The organism is Shinella sp. AETb1-6 (genome assembly GCF_009826875.1).
GTDB lineage: Bacteria > Pseudomonadota > Alphaproteobacteria > Rhizobiales > Rhizobiaceae > Shinella > Shinella sumterensis.
This window is the reverse complement of sequence record NZ_WUMM01000013.1, coordinates 68064-86245: the sequence shown is the minus strand read 5'-3', so window position 1 is coordinate 86245 and position 18182 is coordinate 68064. Positions and strand designations below refer to the sequence as shown.

General features: G+C 63.0%; 17 protein-coding genes. 15 read left to right on the top strand and 2 right to left on the bottom strand.

The annotated features are described in order from the left end of the window. Nucleotides 1-23: 23 nt before the first annotated feature. Nucleotides 24-716, top strand: a complete 693-nt coding sequence (locus GR158_RS20405) for an RraA family protein (protein ID WP_160872373.1) — start codon at nt 24-26, stop codon at nt 714-716. Between the two features lie 85 nt (nt 717-801). On the opposite strand, the gene GR158_RS20400 is transcribed toward GR158_RS20405, so the two are convergent. Next, on the bottom strand, nt 802-2391 hold the full coding sequence (locus GR158_RS20400) for an ABC transporter substrate-binding protein (protein WP_160872372.1): 1590 nt from the start codon (nt 2389-2391) through the stop codon (nt 802-804). A 179-nt stretch (nt 2392-2570) separates the two neighbouring features. Between GR158_RS20400 and GR158_RS20395 the strand changes: the two genes are divergently transcribed. The 6 genes from GR158_RS20395 (at nt 2571) to GR158_RS20370 (ending at nt 7102) form a co-directional block, all read left to right on the top strand. Further along, nucleotides 2571-3077 carry an NmrA family NAD(P)-binding protein gene (locus GR158_RS20395; protein WP_160872371.1) on the top strand — a complete coding sequence of 169 codons (507 nt, stop codon included), beginning with the start codon at nt 2571-2573 and terminating at the stop codon, nt 3075-3077. 293 nt (nt 3078-3370) lie between these two features. Then, nucleotides 3371-4135: an amino acid ABC transporter ATP-binding protein gene (locus GR158_RS20390; protein ID WP_134650325.1), complete on the top strand. Its 765-nt coding sequence runs from the start codon at nt 3371-3373 to the stop codon at nt 4133-4135. Further along, nucleotides 4132-4776 carry an amino acid ABC transporter permease gene (locus GR158_RS20385; RefSeq protein WP_160872370.1) on the top strand — a complete coding sequence of 215 codons (645 nt, stop codon included), beginning with the start codon at nt 4132-4134 and terminating at the stop codon, nt 4774-4776. Before GR158_RS20390 ends, GR158_RS20385 begins: the two co-directional genes overlap by 4 nt. Next, entirely contained in the window at nt 4776-5438 is a 663-nt protein-coding gene (locus GR158_RS20380) for an amino acid ABC transporter permease (RefSeq protein ID WP_160872369.1), read from the top strand. Before GR158_RS20385 ends, GR158_RS20380 begins: the two co-directional genes overlap by 1 nt. Nucleotides 5439-5461: 23 nt before the next feature. Beyond that, a complete protein-coding gene (locus tag GR158_RS20375) occupies nt 5462-6301 on the top strand; it encodes an ABC transporter substrate-binding protein (protein WP_160872368.1) in 840 nt (279 codons plus the stop codon). Between the two features lie 66 nt (nt 6302-6367). Next, nucleotides 6368-7102 (top strand): aspartate/glutamate racemase family protein, encoded by a 735-nt coding sequence (locus tag GR158_RS20370; protein WP_160872367.1) that lies wholly within the window; start codon nt 6368-6370, stop codon nt 7100-7102. A 57-nt stretch (nt 7103-7159) separates the two neighbouring features. Here GR158_RS20370 and GR158_RS20365 read toward each other — a convergent pair whose 3' ends face one another. Continuing rightward, complete coding sequence (locus GR158_RS20365) at nt 7160-8077, bottom strand: LysR substrate-binding domain-containing protein (RefSeq protein WP_160872366.1); 918 nt, start codon at nt 8075-8077, stop codon at nt 7160-7162. 92 nt (nt 8078-8169) lie between these two features. On the opposite strand from GR158_RS20365, the gene GR158_RS20360 reads away from it, so the two are divergent. The 8 genes from GR158_RS20360 (at nt 8170) to GR158_RS20325 (ending at nt 18181) form a co-directional block, all read left to right on the top strand. Beyond that, on the top strand, nt 8170-10611 hold the full coding sequence (locus GR158_RS20360; RefSeq protein WP_160872365.1) for an FAD-dependent oxidoreductase: 2442 nt from the start codon (nt 8170-8172) through the stop codon (nt 10609-10611). 270 nt (nt 10612-10881) lie between these two features. Further along, on the top strand, nt 10882-11721 hold the full coding sequence (locus tag GR158_RS20355; protein WP_160872364.1) for a MetQ/NlpA family ABC transporter substrate-binding protein: 840 nt from the start codon (nt 10882-10884) through the stop codon (nt 11719-11721). A 35-nt stretch (nt 11722-11756) separates the two neighbouring features. After that, nucleotides 11757-12560, top strand: a complete 804-nt coding sequence (locus tag GR158_RS20350; RefSeq protein ID WP_160872363.1) for a MetQ/NlpA family ABC transporter substrate-binding protein — start codon at nt 11757-11759, stop codon at nt 12558-12560. Beyond that, complete coding sequence (locus tag GR158_RS20345) at nt 12548-13684, top strand: methionine ABC transporter ATP-binding protein (RefSeq protein ID WP_202402374.1); 1137 nt, start codon at nt 12548-12550, stop codon at nt 13682-13684. Before GR158_RS20350 ends, GR158_RS20345 begins: the two co-directional genes overlap by 13 nt. Then, nucleotides 13665-14318 carry a methionine ABC transporter permease gene (locus GR158_RS20340; protein WP_134650316.1) on the top strand — a complete coding sequence of 218 codons (654 nt, stop codon included), beginning with the start codon at nt 13665-13667 and terminating at the stop codon, nt 14316-14318. The genes GR158_RS20345 and GR158_RS20340 overlap by 20 nt, the downstream gene beginning before the upstream one ends. A gap of 19 nt (nt 14319-14337) precedes the next feature. Beyond that, the gene (locus tag GR158_RS20335; protein WP_160872362.1) at nt 14338-15570 is read left to right on the top strand and encodes an SfnB family sulfur acquisition oxidoreductase; all 1233 of its coding nucleotides are present in this window, start codon (nt 14338-14340) and stop codon (nt 15568-15570) included. A gap of 16 nt (nt 15571-15586) precedes the next feature. Beyond that, on the top strand, nt 15587-16822 hold the full coding sequence (locus tag GR158_RS20330; RefSeq protein ID WP_160872361.1) for an SfnB family sulfur acquisition oxidoreductase: 1236 nt from the start codon (nt 15587-15589) through the stop codon (nt 16820-16822). A gap of 9 nt (nt 16823-16831) precedes the next feature. Then, the gene (locus GR158_RS20325) at nt 16832-18181 is read left to right on the top strand and encodes an LLM class flavin-dependent oxidoreductase (protein WP_160872360.1); all 1350 of its coding nucleotides are present in this window, start codon (nt 16832-16834) and stop codon (nt 18179-18181) included. Nucleotide 18182 lies beyond the last annotated feature (1 nt).

Genomic DNA, 18182 nt, shown 5'->3' with positions numbered 1-18182 from the left:
CCCATCATTCTCCAGGAGCCACCATGGCCGCGCCTGCCACGCATGCCCTTTCTGCCGATCACTTGGCCCTTGCTTTCGATGCTTTCCAGCCGGCCACCGTTTCGGATGCGATGTTTTCGCTCGGCCTGAAGGACAGCGCGCTGGATCCGACCGTCCGGCTGGTTTCGGGACGGCGCATTCTCGGCCGCGCCCGCACTGTCGGCCGCACGCCGATCACCGCCAATGCAGGTCAGGCCGAATTGGCGAAGGACTATGCCTTCGCGATCCAGCAGGTCATCGACGGCTGCAAGCCGGGCACGGTAATGGTGATCGCGACGCAGGGGATTGCGAGCCACGCCAACTGGGGTGGCAACATGGCCCACCGCGCCAGCCATCTCGGCGCCGTCGGCCTCGTCACCGATGGCGCCTTGCGTGATGTCGAAGAGATGGAAGGTTATGGCCTGGCGGTCTTTGCCCAGGGAACCTCCGTGCGCGCCGGACAACACCGCTTCGCCACCACGGTGGCCAACGGGCCTGTCATCTGCGGCGGCGTCTATGTGCGGCCCGACGACATCATTCTGGGTGACCGCGACGGCGTGCTCGTCATTCCGCCGGAACATGCCGGGGACATCGCCCGCAAGTCGGCCGAACTCCTCGGCATCGAAAAGGAGATGCAGGCGTTCATGGACAGTGGCGCCTCGCTCTACGATGCGGTCCAGAAATACAAGGTCCGCTGAGATGGTGCGCTCTGCTTTCGCTTGACCTGACTTCCTGCGCACGACGCCGCCGCTTGGACGAAGGGCCGCGCGGCGTCGTCAATGCCTAGGAGACCACCCAGCATTTTGTCAGCGCATGTCCACCCATGAGCTCGCCGTTCGGATCGTCGATCCAGCCGCCGACGCGTGGGGTCGTCGCGTCGATATAGTTGTTGAACATGGGGACGATCACGCCTCCCTGGTCGCGCAGGATGACGGCTGCCTGGCGGTACAGAGCCTTGCGCTTGTCGGTATCGAGTTCGGCGCGTGCGCCGATGATCAGCTTGTCGAAGTCCTCCCGGAAGAACCTTGTGTCGTTCCATTCCGCGCCGGAGAGATAGGCGAGAGAATACACTTGATCCTGCGTGGGGCGTCCGGTCCAGTAGGACATCGAGAAAGGCTGCTTGTTCCACACATCCGACCAATAGCCGTCGCCCGGCTCGCGCTTGATCTCGAGCGTGATGCCGCACTTGGCGGCGCTCTGCTGGAAGAGCTGGGCGGCGTCCACCGCACCGGGAAAGGCGACCTCCGACGTGCGCAAAAGGATGGACCCGCTGTGGCCGGATTTCTTGTAGTGCTCCGCGGCCTTTTCCGGATCGAACACCCGCTGTTCGATATCATCGTCGAACAGCGGGTAGCCTTTGATCATTGGCGTGTCGTTGCCGACCGTGCCGTAGCCGCCGAGGATCTTCTCGACCATCTCCTCACGATCGACGGCGTATTTCAAGGCCAGCCGCAAGTCGTTGTTGTCGAAGGGGGCGGTGTCGCAATGGGCAATCATCACGTAATGACCCTTGCCCGGCACGTTGCGGATCGTGACGCCCGGCACGCGCTTCACGAGCTCCACGACCTTGGGCTCGACCCGGTTGATCATGTCGATCTGGCCGCCCTGCAGGGCGGCTGTGCGCGCGGTTGAATCGTTCATCACGATGATTTCGATGCTGTCGGCGTGGCCGCGCACATCGCTGCCCCAGTAGCCTTCGTGCTTTTCGCCGACATGGCGCACGCCCGGCTCGTTGACGACGATCTTGTAGGGGCCGGTGCCGATCGCTGCAGTCGGGTCGTCCTTGCCGCCATTCGGCTGGATCATCAGGTGATAATCGCCGACCACATAGGGCAGGTCGGCATTGGGCTCTTTCAGCGTGATGACGATGTTGCGCCCGTCGGCCTTCACCGTCTCGAATGCGGAGACAAAGGGCAGCGCTGCCGATTTGGAATTTTTATCCGCGTGGCGCTCGAAAGTCGCGACGATGTCCTCGGGTGTCAGGACCTTGCCATTGTGGAAGGTGACGTCCTGGCGGATCCTGAACGTCCACGTCCTGGCATCGCGCGAGGCCTCGTAGGCTTCCGCCAGGCGGTACTCGATCTCGCCGGCCGGCGAAATCTCGAGCAGCTGTTCGCCCCAACAGCGCCCGAGCGTATACGGCACCTGGCTTGCCCATGTCGCGGGGTCGAGGCTGTCGGTTGCCGCACCGCCGACCATCCCGGCCCGCAATACCCCGCCCTTTACGGGAGACTGGGCCGCAGCGGCGCGCGCGAGCATCGTGTTCGCAGCCGCCGCCGACAGGCCGAGCGCTGCGGCACGTCCGAGAAAATCCCGTCGGTTCAGCCGCCCACCGAGAAGAAGCCGGCTGAGTTGATCGAGGTCCCTGGACATGCGCGCTTCCCTTCTGACAAGATCTCCATGGCCATCTTGCATGCCTGCGGAGCCTTTTGCCAAGTGGGTAGAACGACTTTTTGAGAGGCGGGCGCAAGCGGCCAGCCGGCCGGCTGGTTCTATCGGGAAGTCTGCGAAAACCGCGAGCCAAAGAGGTTGGTTCGCGCCTTCACTCCTTCATGGAAATGCTGCTGCTGCCCGGCATGGGACTGCCGCGAGGGGAGTTCACCTTCTTCATGAGACCGGACCAATCCATGCAGGTGATTGCTCTCGCCGATTTAGGCCGCATCAATGCCGAAATCCTGATGGCTCCGGATCGCTACTCCGGCAAAGTTATCGAGTTGGCCGGTGCGTCTGTTACCGGCAAGGACTTGCAAGATGCGTTCACAAAGGCAGCGGGTCGACCGATCATCTACAAGCGTTTTTCGGATGAATTGCTTGCGGCCAATCCTTTCCTTCGCCGTTTGGCCGAGCTTCAGGATAGCGGCCTGCTCGCCGGAGCGGCCGACTTGACAGGGCTCGCGCGCGAATTCGGCCGTCTTGCTTCGCTCGAAGAATGGCTCGGTGCCCCGGAAAAACGCTATTCGACGCGGCGCTCAATCATGACGGGGCCGAGGTGGCACTGCGTTAGCGCGGTCCGGAGACGTTGTGCTCCGTGCGATAACGTTCTTCTCTCCACAACATGAAGAGGGGTGTGATTTCGCGCCCCCTCAGAGTTGGCATAACCTCAAGTTTGGTGGGGCAGCAATTTTTTCGCCCTGCTCAGCATACGGCAGAATGCTACCATCCTCATAATAAAGACGGGAACACGGCCTCAAGCGGAAATCCGACGGCCAATCACAATCAGGCAGCGCAGGCGATAACCGGCCCGCAGAGGCGGCGCGCGGGGTGCTGATCTATTGGGGGTCACGATGATATGGATGGCGCCATCCTTTGTTTGCCGGACGACGATTGGCAGCGTGGCGGGGTACAGCCCGCAATGATGCCAGCTTCGACCGACGCCCTCATCCGCCTGAAAACCCTTAGCAAGCACTACGGCAGCCACACGGTTCTCGACGGCATCGATCTCGATGTGCGGTCCGGCGAGGTGCTTGCCATCATCGGGCCGAGCGGCTCCGGAAAAAGCACCCTGCTGCGCTGTATAAACTATCTTGAGCCGCCGGATGGCGGGACCATCACGATCGGCTCGATGACGATCGATGCTGCGCGTCCGGTTGCGCGGGCGGAACTCTCCGGCCTGCGTCGACGGGTCGGCATGGTGTTTCAGTCCTTCAACCTCTTCCCGCACATGTCGGTTCTGCGCAATGTCAGCCTTGCGCAGGAACGGGTGCTTGGTCGCGGTCGCGCAGAGGCGGAGGAGCGGTCCATGCAACTCCTCAAGCGGGTAGGGCTTGCAGACAAGGCGACACAGTTCCCGGTCCGTTGTTCGGGTGGCCAGCAGCAGCGCATCGCCATTGCACGGTCTCTCGCCCTCGACCCCGAGATCATGCTTTTCGACGAGCCGACTTCGGCGCTTGATCCCGAACTTGGCCTGGAGGTTCTCGCCGTCATGCGGGAACTTGCCGAAACCGGTATGACGATGATCGTCGTCACGCATGAAATGGGGTTTGCCGAGAACGTCTCCGACACCGTCATGATCATGGCCGACGGGCATATCGTCGAGAAGGGGCCATCCAAGGAAATCATGCGCAATCCGCAGCAGGAGCGGACCAAACGCTTCCTTCGCGCGGTACACGACCGATGAACGCGGCGGACCTTCTGCCGCTCCTGCGCGGCTTGACCTGGACGGTCGCACTCACGGGCGGTGCCTTTCTCATTGGTGCGGTGCTTGGTGTTCCGTTGCTTGCGGCGCGCCGCAGCCGCCTCTGGCTGCTCCGCTTCATGGCCATGTCCGTTATCCAGATCGTGCGCGCCATCCCGCCGATCCTCTGGCTCTTCATCATCTTCTTTGGCCTTGGTATGGGCGTGATGCCGATCAGCCCGTTCAACGCCGCCCTTATGGGCCTCGGCCTGATCGCAGCGGCGAACTTGGCGGAAATCTATCGGGGCGCGGTCGCTTCCATCCATTTCGGTCAGTGGGAGGCCGCGGCGGCGCTCGATCTCGGCCGCTGGTCGACCTTCCGCGATATCGTCGCGCCCCAGGCCTTCCGCGTCGCGCTGCCATCGGCGGCGAGCTACCTGATAGGGCTGATGAAGGAGACCGCGGTCGCCTCGACCATCGGCGTGGCGGAACTTGCCTATCAGGGCAATCAGCTTTCCCAGCTGACGTTCCGGGGCCTTGAAGTCTTTGCGCTGGTCGGTCTCTTCTACGTGCTCCTGAGCCTGCCGATCGCCTGGCTCTCGCGCGTAGCCGACGGTTACCTCCGGGCAAAGGTGGCACGCTGATGTTTCCGACCCAAGACGAAATCTCCGCCTGGCTACCCGACCTTCTCGGCGGTCTCTCCATCAGCCTCCAGGTAACGGTCTTCAGCTTGCTGATCGGCATTCCTTTGGGCCTTCTCCTCGCATTGGGGGTTCTCGCCAGGAGCCGCTGGCTGCAAGTTATCAGTCTTTTCCTTGTGGAGATCGGCCGTGGCGCGCCGGCGCTGGTGCTTCTGCAATTCATTTATTTCGGCCTGCCGACGACGGGGTTGACGCTCGGCTCCTTCTCGGCCGCGATCATCGCCCTTGCCTGGAACACCGGCGCCTATACCAGCGAAATCATTCGCGCCAGCCTTCAGTCCGTCGCGCATGGCCAGCGGGAGGCGGCCGAAGCACTCGGCCTCAACCGGTTCGATGAGCTGCGCTACGTGCTTCTGCCGCAGGGTCTTCGGGTGGCACTTCCGGCGTTGCTCGGTTTCTCCATCCTGATCTTTCAGGGCACTTCGCTCTGCTTCACCATCGCGCTACCGGAGCTGGTGAGCCGGGCCTACGAGATAGGGTCGACGACCTTCCGCTACTTCCCCGCGCTTCTCGCCGCGGGTGTGCTCTATGCCGCCATCTCCATTCCCGCCGCACTTCTCGTCAGCCACGTCGAAAAGCGCGCCGGCCTCTACGCGCAACGTTGAAACCAAGCTGAAAGGATACCTGCATGCCGAAGACAATCACCACCACGCAGTTCCTCCTTGCCGGCATTGCCGGTCTGGCCCTGACGGCCGGGGTTGCATCCGCCCAGGAGTGCACGCCGAAGTACCAGTTCACCACGATCGAGGCGGGCACGCTGACCGTTGCGGTCACCACCTATGTTCCGCATTCCTTCGTCGATGACAGCGGCAACATGAAAGGTATCGACGGTGATATTGCCGCAGAATTCGCCAAGCGCGAATGCCTGAAGGTCAAGGCTGTCGCGGTCGATCCGGCGGCGGCTATCCAGTATGTCCTTTCCGGTCAAGCCGATATCGCGACCGGAGACTGGTACCGCACGGCCGAACGCGCGAAGGTGATGAGCCTTTCCGCCCCGCTCTACACCGACCAGATGGGCATCTATTCCAAGGAAGGCTTCAAGAACGTTTCCGACCTCGAAGGCAAGCAGGTCGGTACGGTGCAGGGTTATCTCTGGGTCGCAGACCTGAAGGCGATGCTCGGCGGTTCGCTGAAGCTCTATCCGAACTCCGTCAACATGCAGCAGGACCTTTCGTCGGGCCGCATCGATGTCGCGGTCGACGGCTATTCGACCGGCGTCGTCGCGGAACAGAAGGGCGCGCTTGGCGACGTGAAGGTCAATGTCGCGGCTCCGGACCAGCGTGTGAAGGCCACCAAGGAAGCCGCTCAGGCAGCCTTCCCCTATTCGCTGAACGCCAAGGAATTCGGCGTCGCGCTCGATGCCGCGATTGCCGAAATGCATGCTGATGGCACGATCGTCACCATTCTCAAGTCCTACGGCCTTGATGGCACGGCGGCCGATACGGGTGCGCCGCGCCTCGTCGAGTAACGAAGAAGCAGGCGGGGGAGGCAACTCTCCCGCATTTCCCTGACATGGAAACCGGAGGCAATAACGATGACTGTCTATACGGTCACGCGCAAGACGCAGTCGTGGTATGGTGAGCAGATCGGCATCCTGATCCTTGATGCCGCCTATCCCTGCATCCCCGGCAATGTCGGCAATGCGACGACCTATGATTATCCCGTGCGCTTCCAGGAGGTGAGGGGCGCCTCGATCGACCGCCTGCTGAACCAGCGCGATCCCGCCTTGAAGGATGTCTTCATCGAGGCCGCCGTCGAGTTGCAGAACCGGGGCGTCAAGGCAATCACGGGCGCTTGCGGCTTCATGGCCTATTTTCAGGAGGAAGTCGCCGCTGCGGTCGACGTCCCTGTCTTCCTTTCGAGCCTTATGCAGATTCCGTTCATGCATGCTCTGTGCGGTGGGCGGGTTGGTGTCATCACCGCGAATGCCACGCGATTGACGCCGCGCCACTTTGCCGCCTGCAACGTCACCGATCACGTTCCCCTCGCCGTGGCCGGTATGGAGGGGCAGACGGAGTTTCGCGAGGCCATTCTGGAAGAGCGTGGAACGCTGGATTCCGCAGCCATCGAGCGGGAAGTGACGGAGGTGGCCCGGTGCCTCGTTGCGGACAATCCCGATGTGCGCTCCATTCTGCTTGAGTGCAGTGACTTGCCGCCCTATGCCCATGCCGTGCAGGCGGCGACCGGTCGGCCGATCTTCGATTTCATCACCATGATCAATTACGTGCAGCAAAGCATCGCGCGCCGCGCGTATACGGGCGCCATGTAGCAAGCGAGCTTGAGGCGGATGCAGAACCGGTTATGCGGCTCGATCACGGCTCTCCTTCTAGGTCGCGCCGTCAGCGTCCTGCTCGATCAGCCAATCACGGAAAAGTTCAGCCCCGCGCTTTGGTGGGCGTTGCGCCGGCATGATGATGTGGACGGCTTGTCCGGACCGATAGGATTCCCGAAGGGGAAGGACCAGCCGTCCGGCTTGTACATGGTCGTGGATGAGGTGCTTCCAGCCAAGTGCGATGCCTTGGCCAAGCACCGCCGCTTCGATGGAGCCGAGCGCATCGGTGAAGACGAAATCCTGTTTCAGCCGGGCAACCGGGACGGCATGGCGCTCCAGCCATTCGCGCCAGCCAAGACGGGTGCGGTGCCTTTCCTCGAAATTGAGCAGCGCATGCCGGAGGAGATCCGCCGGCTCGTGGATCGGCCCGTGCTCCCGTAGATAGTCGGGGCTGCACACCGGCATGACTTCTTCCGTCACAAAACGCCAGGAGTGGATGCCCGGCCATTTGCCGTTGCCGAGGCGTGCGGAAAGATCGATATCCTCTTCCACCAGGTCCTGGTCGTCGCGGCTGCTTTCCTCGATGCGCAGCGATACATCGGGGTGCTTGGCCTTGAAGTCCTTCAATCGCGGGAGAAGCCACAGCTGCACGAAGGACGCGGAGAAGGAAACGCGCACCACATCATTCGAGTGCTTCTTCTGCAGCGACGAGATTACCATGTGCAGATGGTCGAACGCCTCTTGCGTTTCCTTGTAAAGCCGTTGTCCCTCCGCCGTCAGTTCCAGCCGGGTGTGATCGCGGCGAAAGAGCTTCAGTCCCGTCGCCTCTTCCAGCAGGCGGATCGTCTTGCTGACCGCTGGCTGGCTGACATTCAACTCCTGCGCGGCGGCGGTGAAGCTGCGCCGTCGGGCTGCGGCCTCGAAGCAGAAGAGGTAGTTGGCGGACGGAACGAGCGAGCGGAGTCTGTGCATAATCTGAGGTTATGCCCCTCAAGAATTTTTAGCAAGATTACAGGCCTGGAGGCGGTTTGTAGGCTGGTGAAAATTCATTCGAGGGACTCTCCATGCAAACTCATGCTCGCGCCGTCGTCATCGGCGGTGGCTGCGTTGGCGCTGCCATCCTCTACGGTCTTGCCAAACGTGGCTGGACGGATGTCGCGCTTCTCGAGCGCACGCAACTGACCGCCGGTTCAACCTGGCACGCCGCCGGCCTCATTCCCTCCTATGCGCGCAGCATCAATATCGGGCGGATGATCGCCAAGACCATCGAGATCTATGAGAGCCTGGAGGCGGAAACCGGCCAGCATGTCGGCTGGCACAAATGCGGCCAGTTGCGCATTGCAAACACGCGCGACCGTCTGGACGAGTACAAGAGCTACATGAGCGTTGCCGCCGTGCAGGGCATTCGTGCCGAACTGGTGACGCCGCAAGAAGCGCGTGAGCTTTGGCCGCTCTTGGAAAACAACAAGGACATGCTGGCGGCGCTTTACCATCCCGATGACGGGCACATCGCGCCCGCCGACGTCACGCAGGCCATGGCCAAGGGTGCGCGCGACCGTGGCGCGAAGATCTATCTCAATACCGAGGTGAGGGGTTTTGAGCGGCTTGCCGGCGGTGAATGGAAAATCATCACCAACAATGGCGAGATCATCTGCGAGCACATTATTTCGGCGACCGGCAACTATGCCCGTCAGACCGGTGCCATGCTCGGCCTCGACATCCCGGCAATCCCCATCCTGCATCAATACTGGATTACCGATGCGGTGCCGGAGATCATTGAGCGCAAGCGCCAGGGGCTGCCGGAAATGCCGATCCTGCGAGATGAAGGTTTCGAGGGCTATCTGCGGGAAGAAGGCGATGGGCTGATGTTCGGTCCGTACGAAAAGACCGAGCACCTGAAGCTTTTTGCCGAAAACGGCGTGCCTGAGTGGTTCGGTGCCGATCTTGTAGAGGAGGATTTCGACGCGGTGGCCTGGAACTGGGAGGCCGCCATGGAAATGGTGCCGGCGCTCGGTCGCGTCGGCATCAAGGCGAATGTCCGTGGCCCCTTCCAGATGACTGCGGACGAGCTGCCGCTGGTCGGACCCGCCTGGGGGCTCGAAAATGTCTGGATCGCCGAAGGTGTGCCCGGCGGTATCCTCTGGGGCGGTGCGATTGGCTACTATCTTTCCGAACGCATTGTCGAGGGCGCAAACAGTCTCGACACGTCCGAGCTCGATCCGCGTCGCTTCGGCACCTATGCCAACAAGGAATGGACGCGTCAAAAGGTGCGCGAAAGCTGGGGCACCCATGCCGAGCTGCATTATCCCGGCCAGGATATGCCCGCTGCCCGTCCGCAGAAAACCGCGCCCTCCTATGATATCCTGTCGCAGCGCGGCGCCGTCTGGGGAGTGCTGAACGGTTGGGAAGTGCCCAACTGGTTTGCGCCCGATGGTGTGGAAGCCAAAGACCAGTACAGCTGGCGCTGGACGCAGAAGGGCCATTACGTGGCCGAAGAGGTGCGGGCGGTGCGTGAGGCGGTCGGCCTCGTCGAAATGACGCCGATGACGAAGTTCGAGGTCTCCGGCCCCCGCGCCGAAGCCTGGCTCGACGGTATCCTTGCCAACCGCCTGCCGAAAGCCGGCCGTGTCAATCTCAGCCACCACCTTACGAAGAACGGTGGCGTGCAGGCCGAATACGTCGTGGCGCGCCTTGAGGACGGAAGCTTCTATCTCATCTCCACACCACGCGCCGAACGCTGGAACTTCGACGATCTCTCGAAGCTCCTGCCGAAGGATGGCAGCGTTCAGCTTCGCAACGTCACCAATGAGCGCGGCTGCTTCACCGTCGTCGGTCCCAAGGCGCGCGAGGTGCTGCAGGGACTGACGGAGATGGACCTATCCAATGACGCGTTCCCATGGTTCGGCGTCAGGTCCGGTACGGTCGGCCTTGCGACGGACGTGCGCATGCTGCGCGTCAACTATGAGGGCGAATTGGGGTGGGAACTCTACCATCCACTGCCCTACCAGCGTCAGCTGTTGCAGGCGATCCTTGCCGCGGGGGCGCCACACGGCCTGCGCCTCGTCGGCTACCACGCGCTGGAATCGCTGCGCCTCGAAAAGTCCTACCGTGCCATGTATCGCGACATGAACCCGGAGCTGACGGCCTGGGAAAGCGGCCTCGACCGCTTCATCCGGCTCGACAAGGGCGACTTCATCGGCAAGGCGGCGCTGGTGCGCCAGCGAGAGGAAGGTGTCAAGCAGCGTTCGGTGACCATCGCCATCGACACGGACGGGGCAAGCTCGCTCATTCACGAGGGTGTCTATCATGACGGCAAGCTCGTCGGGCGCATCACCTCCGGCAGCTACGCCTACACGCTCGGCCACGACATCGCTTTCGCGCTGCTCCCGGTCGCGCTCGGCACGCCTGGAACGGAGCTGCAAGTGCCTATCCTCGGTGAGTGGCGCAAGGCACGAGTGATCGCAGAATCGCCCTACGATCCGGAAGCGTTGCGCGGCCGCATGTAACGAACCCGAGAGGAGTTGCCCTCGTTGACTACAACGTGAAGATTCGCGTTAAGGCGTCCGATCTATGGGGGCAACGCCATCCAGACGATGCAGTCGATCGATCTCCCTGTCTTCATCGATCTTCGCTCGATCGCCCAGCACCGGCGACTGCAGACACGCAGCTTGAGAACAAAATTCCAGAGACCGTCGCCATAAAGATAATTTCCTCCTTTGTGTATAGAAATTATCGACTATTCTCCTGCGTATATCGGGCGTCGTTTGGAGATTGTAATGCGAAATCGGTTGTTGGGAACCTTCCGGGCACTGGCGGGGACGGCTGTCGCCGTTTCGCTCATGGCGACGGCCGTATTCGCAGACACGCTGAAGGTGGGCGTAACCCCCGGATCGCTTGCCGATTCCGTAGAGGTGGCGGCGGCCGAAGCCCGCGAACAAGGCATCGATGTCAAGGTCATCGAGTTCACGGACTGGGCGACGCCGAATGTGGCGCTCGATGCCGGCGACCTCGATGTGAACTACTTCCAGCACCAGGCCTTTCTTAACAACGCAGTCTCGGAGACCGGTTTCAAGCTGAAGTCCGTCGCCGTCGGGCTCCTGCCGAATCTTGGTCTCTATTCCTCCAAGTACAAGTCGTTCGGCGAGGTGCCGCAAGGTGCGCGTGTCGGCGTGGCGAACGATCCCGTCAACCAGGGGCGCGGCCTGCTGCTCATCGAGCGTGCCGGCCTCATCAAGTTGCGCGAGGGCGTCGGCGCGCGTCCCACGATCGACGACATTGTCGAGAACAAGCGAGATCTGCAGTTCGTCGAGATCGAGGGGCCGCAGCTCGTCCGCGCGCTTGAGGACGTCGATCTCGCGCAGGGGTATCCGGCGCACTATGTCAATGCGGGGCTTGCGGACATCGCCGGTCAGGCGCTGCTCTATTCCGGGATCGACGACACCGATTACGCGATCCGGTTCGTGACGCGTGAAAACAACGCGGACTCCGCGCTCGTGCGCCGCTTTGTCGAAATCTACCAGAATTCCGATGCCGTGAAGGCGCAGATCCACAAGTCGTTCGCCGAAAACGACAAGCTCTACAGCCTGCCCTGGACGCAGGGGCAGCCGGTCAACTGACCGCAACCGCAACGGTGTTTGAAAGGGATGATGATATGAAATTGCGCATGATGGGCCTTCTGGCAGCCACGGCGATATCGCTTGCGACGGCGGCACAGGCCGAAACGGTCAAGATCGGCGTCGTGCCTGGTGCTTATGCCGACTCGATCGCCGCCCTGGTGCCGGAGGCGAAGGAGGCGGGCATCGACATCGAAGCCGTCGAGTTCACCGACTGGACCACGCCGAACGTGGCGCTGGACGCCGGCGACATCGATCTCAACTACTTTCAGCACCGGCCTTTTCTCGACAACGCCATTGCCGACAGGGGTTACAAGCTGACGGACATCGGCGTCGGCATATTGGCGAATATCGGTCTCTATTCGCTCAAGCACAAGAGTTTCGACGAGATACCCGACGGCGGCAAGGTCGCGATTGCCAACGATCCGGTCAATCAGGGCCGCGGTCTCCTGCTTCTGGAGCGGGCCGGGCTCATCAAGCTGAAGGAAGGCGTCGGCTTTACCGGAACGCTTGACGACATCACCGAGAATCCGCGCAATCTCGAATTCACGGAGGTCGAGGGGCCGCAGCTCGCCCGCATCACCGCCGACGTCGATCTCGCGCTCGGCTATCCGCATTTCATCGCGGCATCCGGCCTTTTCGATCCCGGCTCGGGTCTCATCTATTCCGGCATCGACGACCGGCGTTTCTCCATCATCTTCACCGTCAAGGAAGACCGCAAGGACGAGCCCGCCCTCAAGAAGGTGGTCGAACTCTATCAGAATTCACCGGCCGTGAAGAAGACGATCGCCGAGGCCTACCACGGTAACGACAAGCTCTACACATTGTCATGGCAGCACTGATGCTCGGAACGATGGCGGCGCCTCTGCCGGTCGATGCAGTCGCGAACACGGTGCAGGCGCGGGCGCGGGCGATCTCGCCGGCCGGCCCTGGAGCCGTGCGTTTCGAGCGCCTCGGCAAGACCTACCATTCGGCGGCCGGCGCCGTACGCGCGCTGGAGGAGATCGACCTCGAAATCCCGACGGGCCGCATCTACGGCATCATCGGTCGAAGCGGCGCGGGCAAGTCCAGCCTGCTTCGCACCATCAACCGGCTCGAGGAACCGACGTCAGGCCGTGTCATCGTGGACGGGCAGGACATCGGCCGCTTCGATGAGAACGCGCTCGTGCAATTGCGCAGACGCGTCGGAATGATCTTCCAGCATTTCAACCTGCTGTCGGCGAAAACCGTTCGGGAAAACGTAGCGCTGCCTCTGGTCGTGGCCGGTCTGCCGCGTCGCCAGATAGACCAGCGGGTGGATGAGGTGCTGGCGCTTGTCGGCCTTGAAGGCAAGCACGACGTTTATCCGTCGCGTCTTTCCGGCGGGCAGAAGCAGCGGGTCGGCATCGCCCGGGCCCTGGTGCACAAACCGGAAATCCTGCTCTGCGACGAGGCGACTTCCGCGCTGGATCCCGAGACGACCCTGTCGATCCTCAGGCTTCTCAGGGACATCAACCGCAGCCTCGGGCTGACCATCATCCTCATCACGCACGAGATGAGCGTCATCCGCGAGGTTTGCGAGAACGTCCTCGTCCTGGAGCAGGGTCGTATTGCGGAGGAGGGACCTGTCTGGCAGGTTTTCGGCGATCCGAAGCACGACGCCACGCGTGCGCTTCTGCGGCCGCTTAGCCGCGATCTTCCGGAAGATCTTGCCGCACGCCTCGCGCCGCGCCCCGTCGCCGGCGGAGAAACCATCATCGAGTTGCACTATACCGGCGCGCAAGGCGGCGATCCCGACCTCGCCCGGCTTGCCGCCACGCTCGGCACGTCGCTCCGGCTCCTGCACGGCACGATCGATCGCATCCAGGGACACGCGCAGGGCACGCTCCTCGTTGCCGCGCGTGGAATTTCCGAACAAGACCTCGACACCCTGAAAGGGCATGTCGGCAGCGCAAGGGTGGTGGGCTATGTCGCCAGCGATGTATAACCGCCTGTGGGCCGCCTTCCTCGATACGGTGCAGATGGTGGGCGCTTCGGCGTTGATTGCGCTGCTTGTCGGCATACCGATCGCCGTTTTCCTCGTCGTTTCATCTCCGGGCGGGTTTTATGAAGCGCCGCGGCTCAACCGCGCCGTGGCAGCCGTCGTCAACGGGTTCCGGGCGACGCCCTTCATCGTGCTGCTCGTCGCGCTCCTGCCGTTCACGCGCTTCCTTACGGGCACGACGATCGGAGTGTGGGCCGCGATCGTGCCGCTTTCGATCAGCGCGACGCCATTCTTCGCCCGCATCGCCGAAGTCAGTCTTCGCGAGGTCGACAAGGGGCTGATCGAGGCGGCGCAGGCGATGGGCTGCCGCAAGTGGCACATCGTCCGTCATGTGCTGCTCCCCGAGGCGCTGCCCGGCATCGTCGGCGGCTTCACCATCACGGTCGTCACCATGATAGGCGCTTCCGCGATGGCGGGTGCCGTGGGTGCCGGAGGGCTCGGCGACATGGCCATCCGCTACGGCTACCAGCGCTTCGACACGGCAGTCATGGTGGCGGTGATCATCGTGCTCGTCGCCATGGTGACGATCGTCCAGTTCGCCGGTGACTATACCGTGCGCCGTCTGCGCGATCGCTGAAAAACGGAACGGAACGACAATGAGCAAGAGCAACACCAACGATGCCGGTCGGCGTCCGGCGCCGGCCGTTTCCGCTGCACGGATCGACAATGACGTGCAGGCGATCGCCGCGGCGACTGCGCTTGCCGATAAGCTTCGGCCGCAAGCGCTGCTGCGGGATCGCGAGCGCATCCTGCCCTGGGATGAGATCGAGGCCTACAGCGAGACTGGACTTGGCGCCATTACGGTGCCGAAGGCATATGGCGGACCCGAACTTTCTTTCGTGACGCTGGTGCGGGTGTTCGAGATCCTGTGTGCCGCCGACCCTTCGGCCGGCCAGATACCCCAGAACCATTTCGGTGTGCTTGCCCTGTTGCACGACCTCGGTTCGGAGGAACAGAAGCGGCGCTTCTATGCCGATATCCTGCGCGGCGAGCGCATCGGCAATGCCGGCCCAGAGCGTGGCCGGAACGCCATCAGCCACGTGACGACGCGCATTACGGCGACCGCCGACGGGCTGCGGCTTACCGGCCGGCGCTTCTATTCCACGGGCGCGTTGTTCGCCCATTGGATTCCGACCCGGGCGATCGACGACGAGGGCCGCGCCGTGCAGGTCTGGGCGCGCTTCGACGCGCCGGGCGTGTCCGTCATCGACGACTGGTCCTCCTTCGGTCAGCGCACCACGGCCAGCGGTACGGTCGAGTTCGACAATGTGCCCGTGGAACCGGTGCAGGTCCTGCCGGTCTGGCAGGCGGCCGACAGGCCGGGACTCTGGGGACCGATCTCGCAATTGATGCAGGCGGCGATCGATTCCGGCATCGCGCGCGCCGCGATCGACGACGCCATCGCCTTCGTGCGTGATCGGGCACGCCCCTGGATGGACTCCGGGCTGGAGCGTGCTGCCGACGACCCGACGATCCTCCATGAAATCGGCCGGCTGGAAACGGATTATCAGGCCGCGCAGGCACTGTTGCACCACGCCGCCAGCGTGCTGGACGAGCTGAGCGCCGTGCCGGTCACTGCCGAGACGAGCGCCAAGGCTTCGGTCGCGGTCGCGGAGGCGAAGATATTGACCACGGAAATCGCGCTGGATGCCAGCGAGACGCTTTTCGATCTCGCCGGGTCGAGTTCGACGCGCGCCGCACACGGTCTCGATCGGCACTGGCGCAATGCCCGGGTCCATACGCTGCACGATCCGGTTCGGTGGAAGTACCACCTTCTCGGCAACTATTACCTCAACGGCGCCCACCCCGCCCGCCACCAGTGGAATTGAGAGGAGGGCGACGGACATGACTTCATCGGCTTCACGACCGGTTCAGCAGGCATTGCCCGCCGAGACCGCACCGAACATCATTCGCGATGACGCGCATGCGCTGGAGGTGGCACATATCCTGGCTGCCGATTTCGCGCGGGAAGCCGCCGTGCGGGACGCCGAGCGGCGGCTTCCCTGGGACGAGCTTGAACGCTACACGGCGAGCGGGCTTTGGGGGGCGACGGTGCCCAAGGCTTATGGCGGCGCGGGCATCTCGACCGTGACCCTCGCCAAGGCCATCGCCATCATCGCAGCCGCAGACGGTTCGCTGGCGCAAATTCCGCAGAACCATTTCTATGCGCTGGAGGTGCTGCGCGTCGGCGGATCGGAGGCGCAGAAGCGGTTCTTCTTCAACAGGGTGCTGGCCGGCGACAGGCTGGGCAACGCTCTTGCCGAAGTCGGCACGCGCGATTTCAAGCGCCGCACGCGGCTTGTGCGCGAGCCGGCCGGATGGTTTGTCGAAGGCGAAAAATTCTACTGCACCGGCGCCCTGTACGCCCACTGGATACCGACCCTGGTGGTTGCGGAGGAAGACGCGGCGGAGGTGTCCTATCTCGCCTTCGTTCCCCGGGATGCGCCGGGCGTGACGATCATCGACGATTGGGACGGTTTCGGCCAGCGTGTCACGGGCAGCGGCTCGGTGAAGTTCGGCCGCGTGCGGGTGGAGCCGGAATGGGTCGTGCCGTTCAAGGCATCGTTCGACCGGCCGACGACCATAGGTCCGCACGCGCAGATCATGCATGCGGCGATCGATCTCGGGATCGGCTTCGGCGCCTTCGAGGAGACGCTGCGCTTCGTGCGGGATCGGGCGCGGCCCTGGCTCGATTCGGGCGTCGACAAGGCTTCGGCCGATCCGCTGACGCTGCATCAGATCGGTCATGTCCGCCTGCGGCTCCGGGCTGCCGAGGCGCTCGTCGAGCGCGCCGGCCGCTTTGTCGATGCGGCACAGGCGGCGCCCGACGAGGACAGCGTGGCGAATGCGTCCATCGCTGTCGCGCAGGCGCGGATCCTGACGACGAAGGCCGGCCTGCTGGCTGCAGAAAAGCTGTTCGAGCTGTCCGGCACGTCCGCCACCGCGAGCGAGGATAATCTCGACCGGTACTGGCGCAACGTGCGCACGCACACGCTGCACGATCCGGTCCGATGGAAATACCAGGCGGTCGGCAATTTCCATCTCAACGGCAAACGCCCGCCGCGCCACGGCGCGATCTGACGGACACCCATGAAAAAGCAGATTCTTCTCAACGCGTTCAACATGAACAGTGTCGGCCACATCAACCATGGTCTATGGACGCATCCGCGTGACCGCTCCGTCGACTACAAGAGGATCGATTACTGGACATCGCTGGCCAGGACACTGGAACGCGGGCTGTTCGACGGCATCTTCATCGCCGACATCATCGGCGTCTACGATGTTTACCAGGGCGGTGTCGACCTGACATTGAAGGAGTCCATCCAGCTTCCCGTCAACGATCCGCTGTTGCTCGTCTCCGCCATGGCGGCCGTTACGACGCATCTCGGCTTCGGCGTCACCGTGAACGCCAATGCCGAACCGCCCTATACGTTCGCCCGGCGGATTTCGACGCTTGACCATCTCACAGACGGTCGCATCGGCTGGAACATCGTGACCGGCTATCTCGACAGCGCGGCGCGCGCCGTCGGGCAGGATGCGCTGACGGCGCACGATACCCGCTATGACCGCGCGGAGGATTATCTGGAAGTCCTCTACAAGCTCTGGGAGGGAAGCTGGCGCGACGACGCGGTACTGGGCGACAAGCAGGCGCGTGTCTATGCCGATCCCTCGAAGGTGACGCCGATCCGGCACGACGGGCCGTTCTACCGGGTCGAAGGCCACCACCTTGCGGAACCCTCGCGCCAGCGCACGCCAGTCCTCTACCAGGCAGGCACCTCCGGTCGCGGACGCCGCTTCGCCGCGCGCCACGCCGAATGCATCTTCATAACGGCGACCGACAGGCAAGCCGCCCGGGCCACGGCGCGCACCTTGCGCGCGGAAGCCGTCGAGGCTGGCCGTGCACCCGAGGACATCAAGATCTTCATCGGCATTTCCGTCATTCCGGGGCGCACCCCCGAGGAGGCGCAGGAAAAACATCGCGATTATCTTCGGCATGCCAGTCCGGAAGCGGGCCTTGCACATTTCGCGGCCAGCACAGGCATCGATTTTTCGCGCTATGGGCTTGATGAGCCGATCGAATACGGCACGTCCAACGCCATACAGTCCGCGACCGAGCTCGCGAAGAAGAAGCAGTGGACCAAACGCCAGCTGCTGGAGGAGCTTGCGCTCGGCGGGCGATATCCGCTGCTCGTGGGGACGCCCGATATCATCGCCGACGAACTGGAGAGCTGGATAGACGAGGGCGAGATCGACGGTTTCAACCTCGCCCGCACCGTGACACCGGAATGCTACGAGGATTTCGTGGACCTTGTCGTCCCGGTCCTGCAGGAACGCGGCCGATACAAGACCGGTTACGGCGGCTCGAGCTTGCGCGACCGCCTTTTCCGGTCGGGTGACCGCCTGCCGCTCGATCATCCCGGGGCGACATACCGGATTTGAG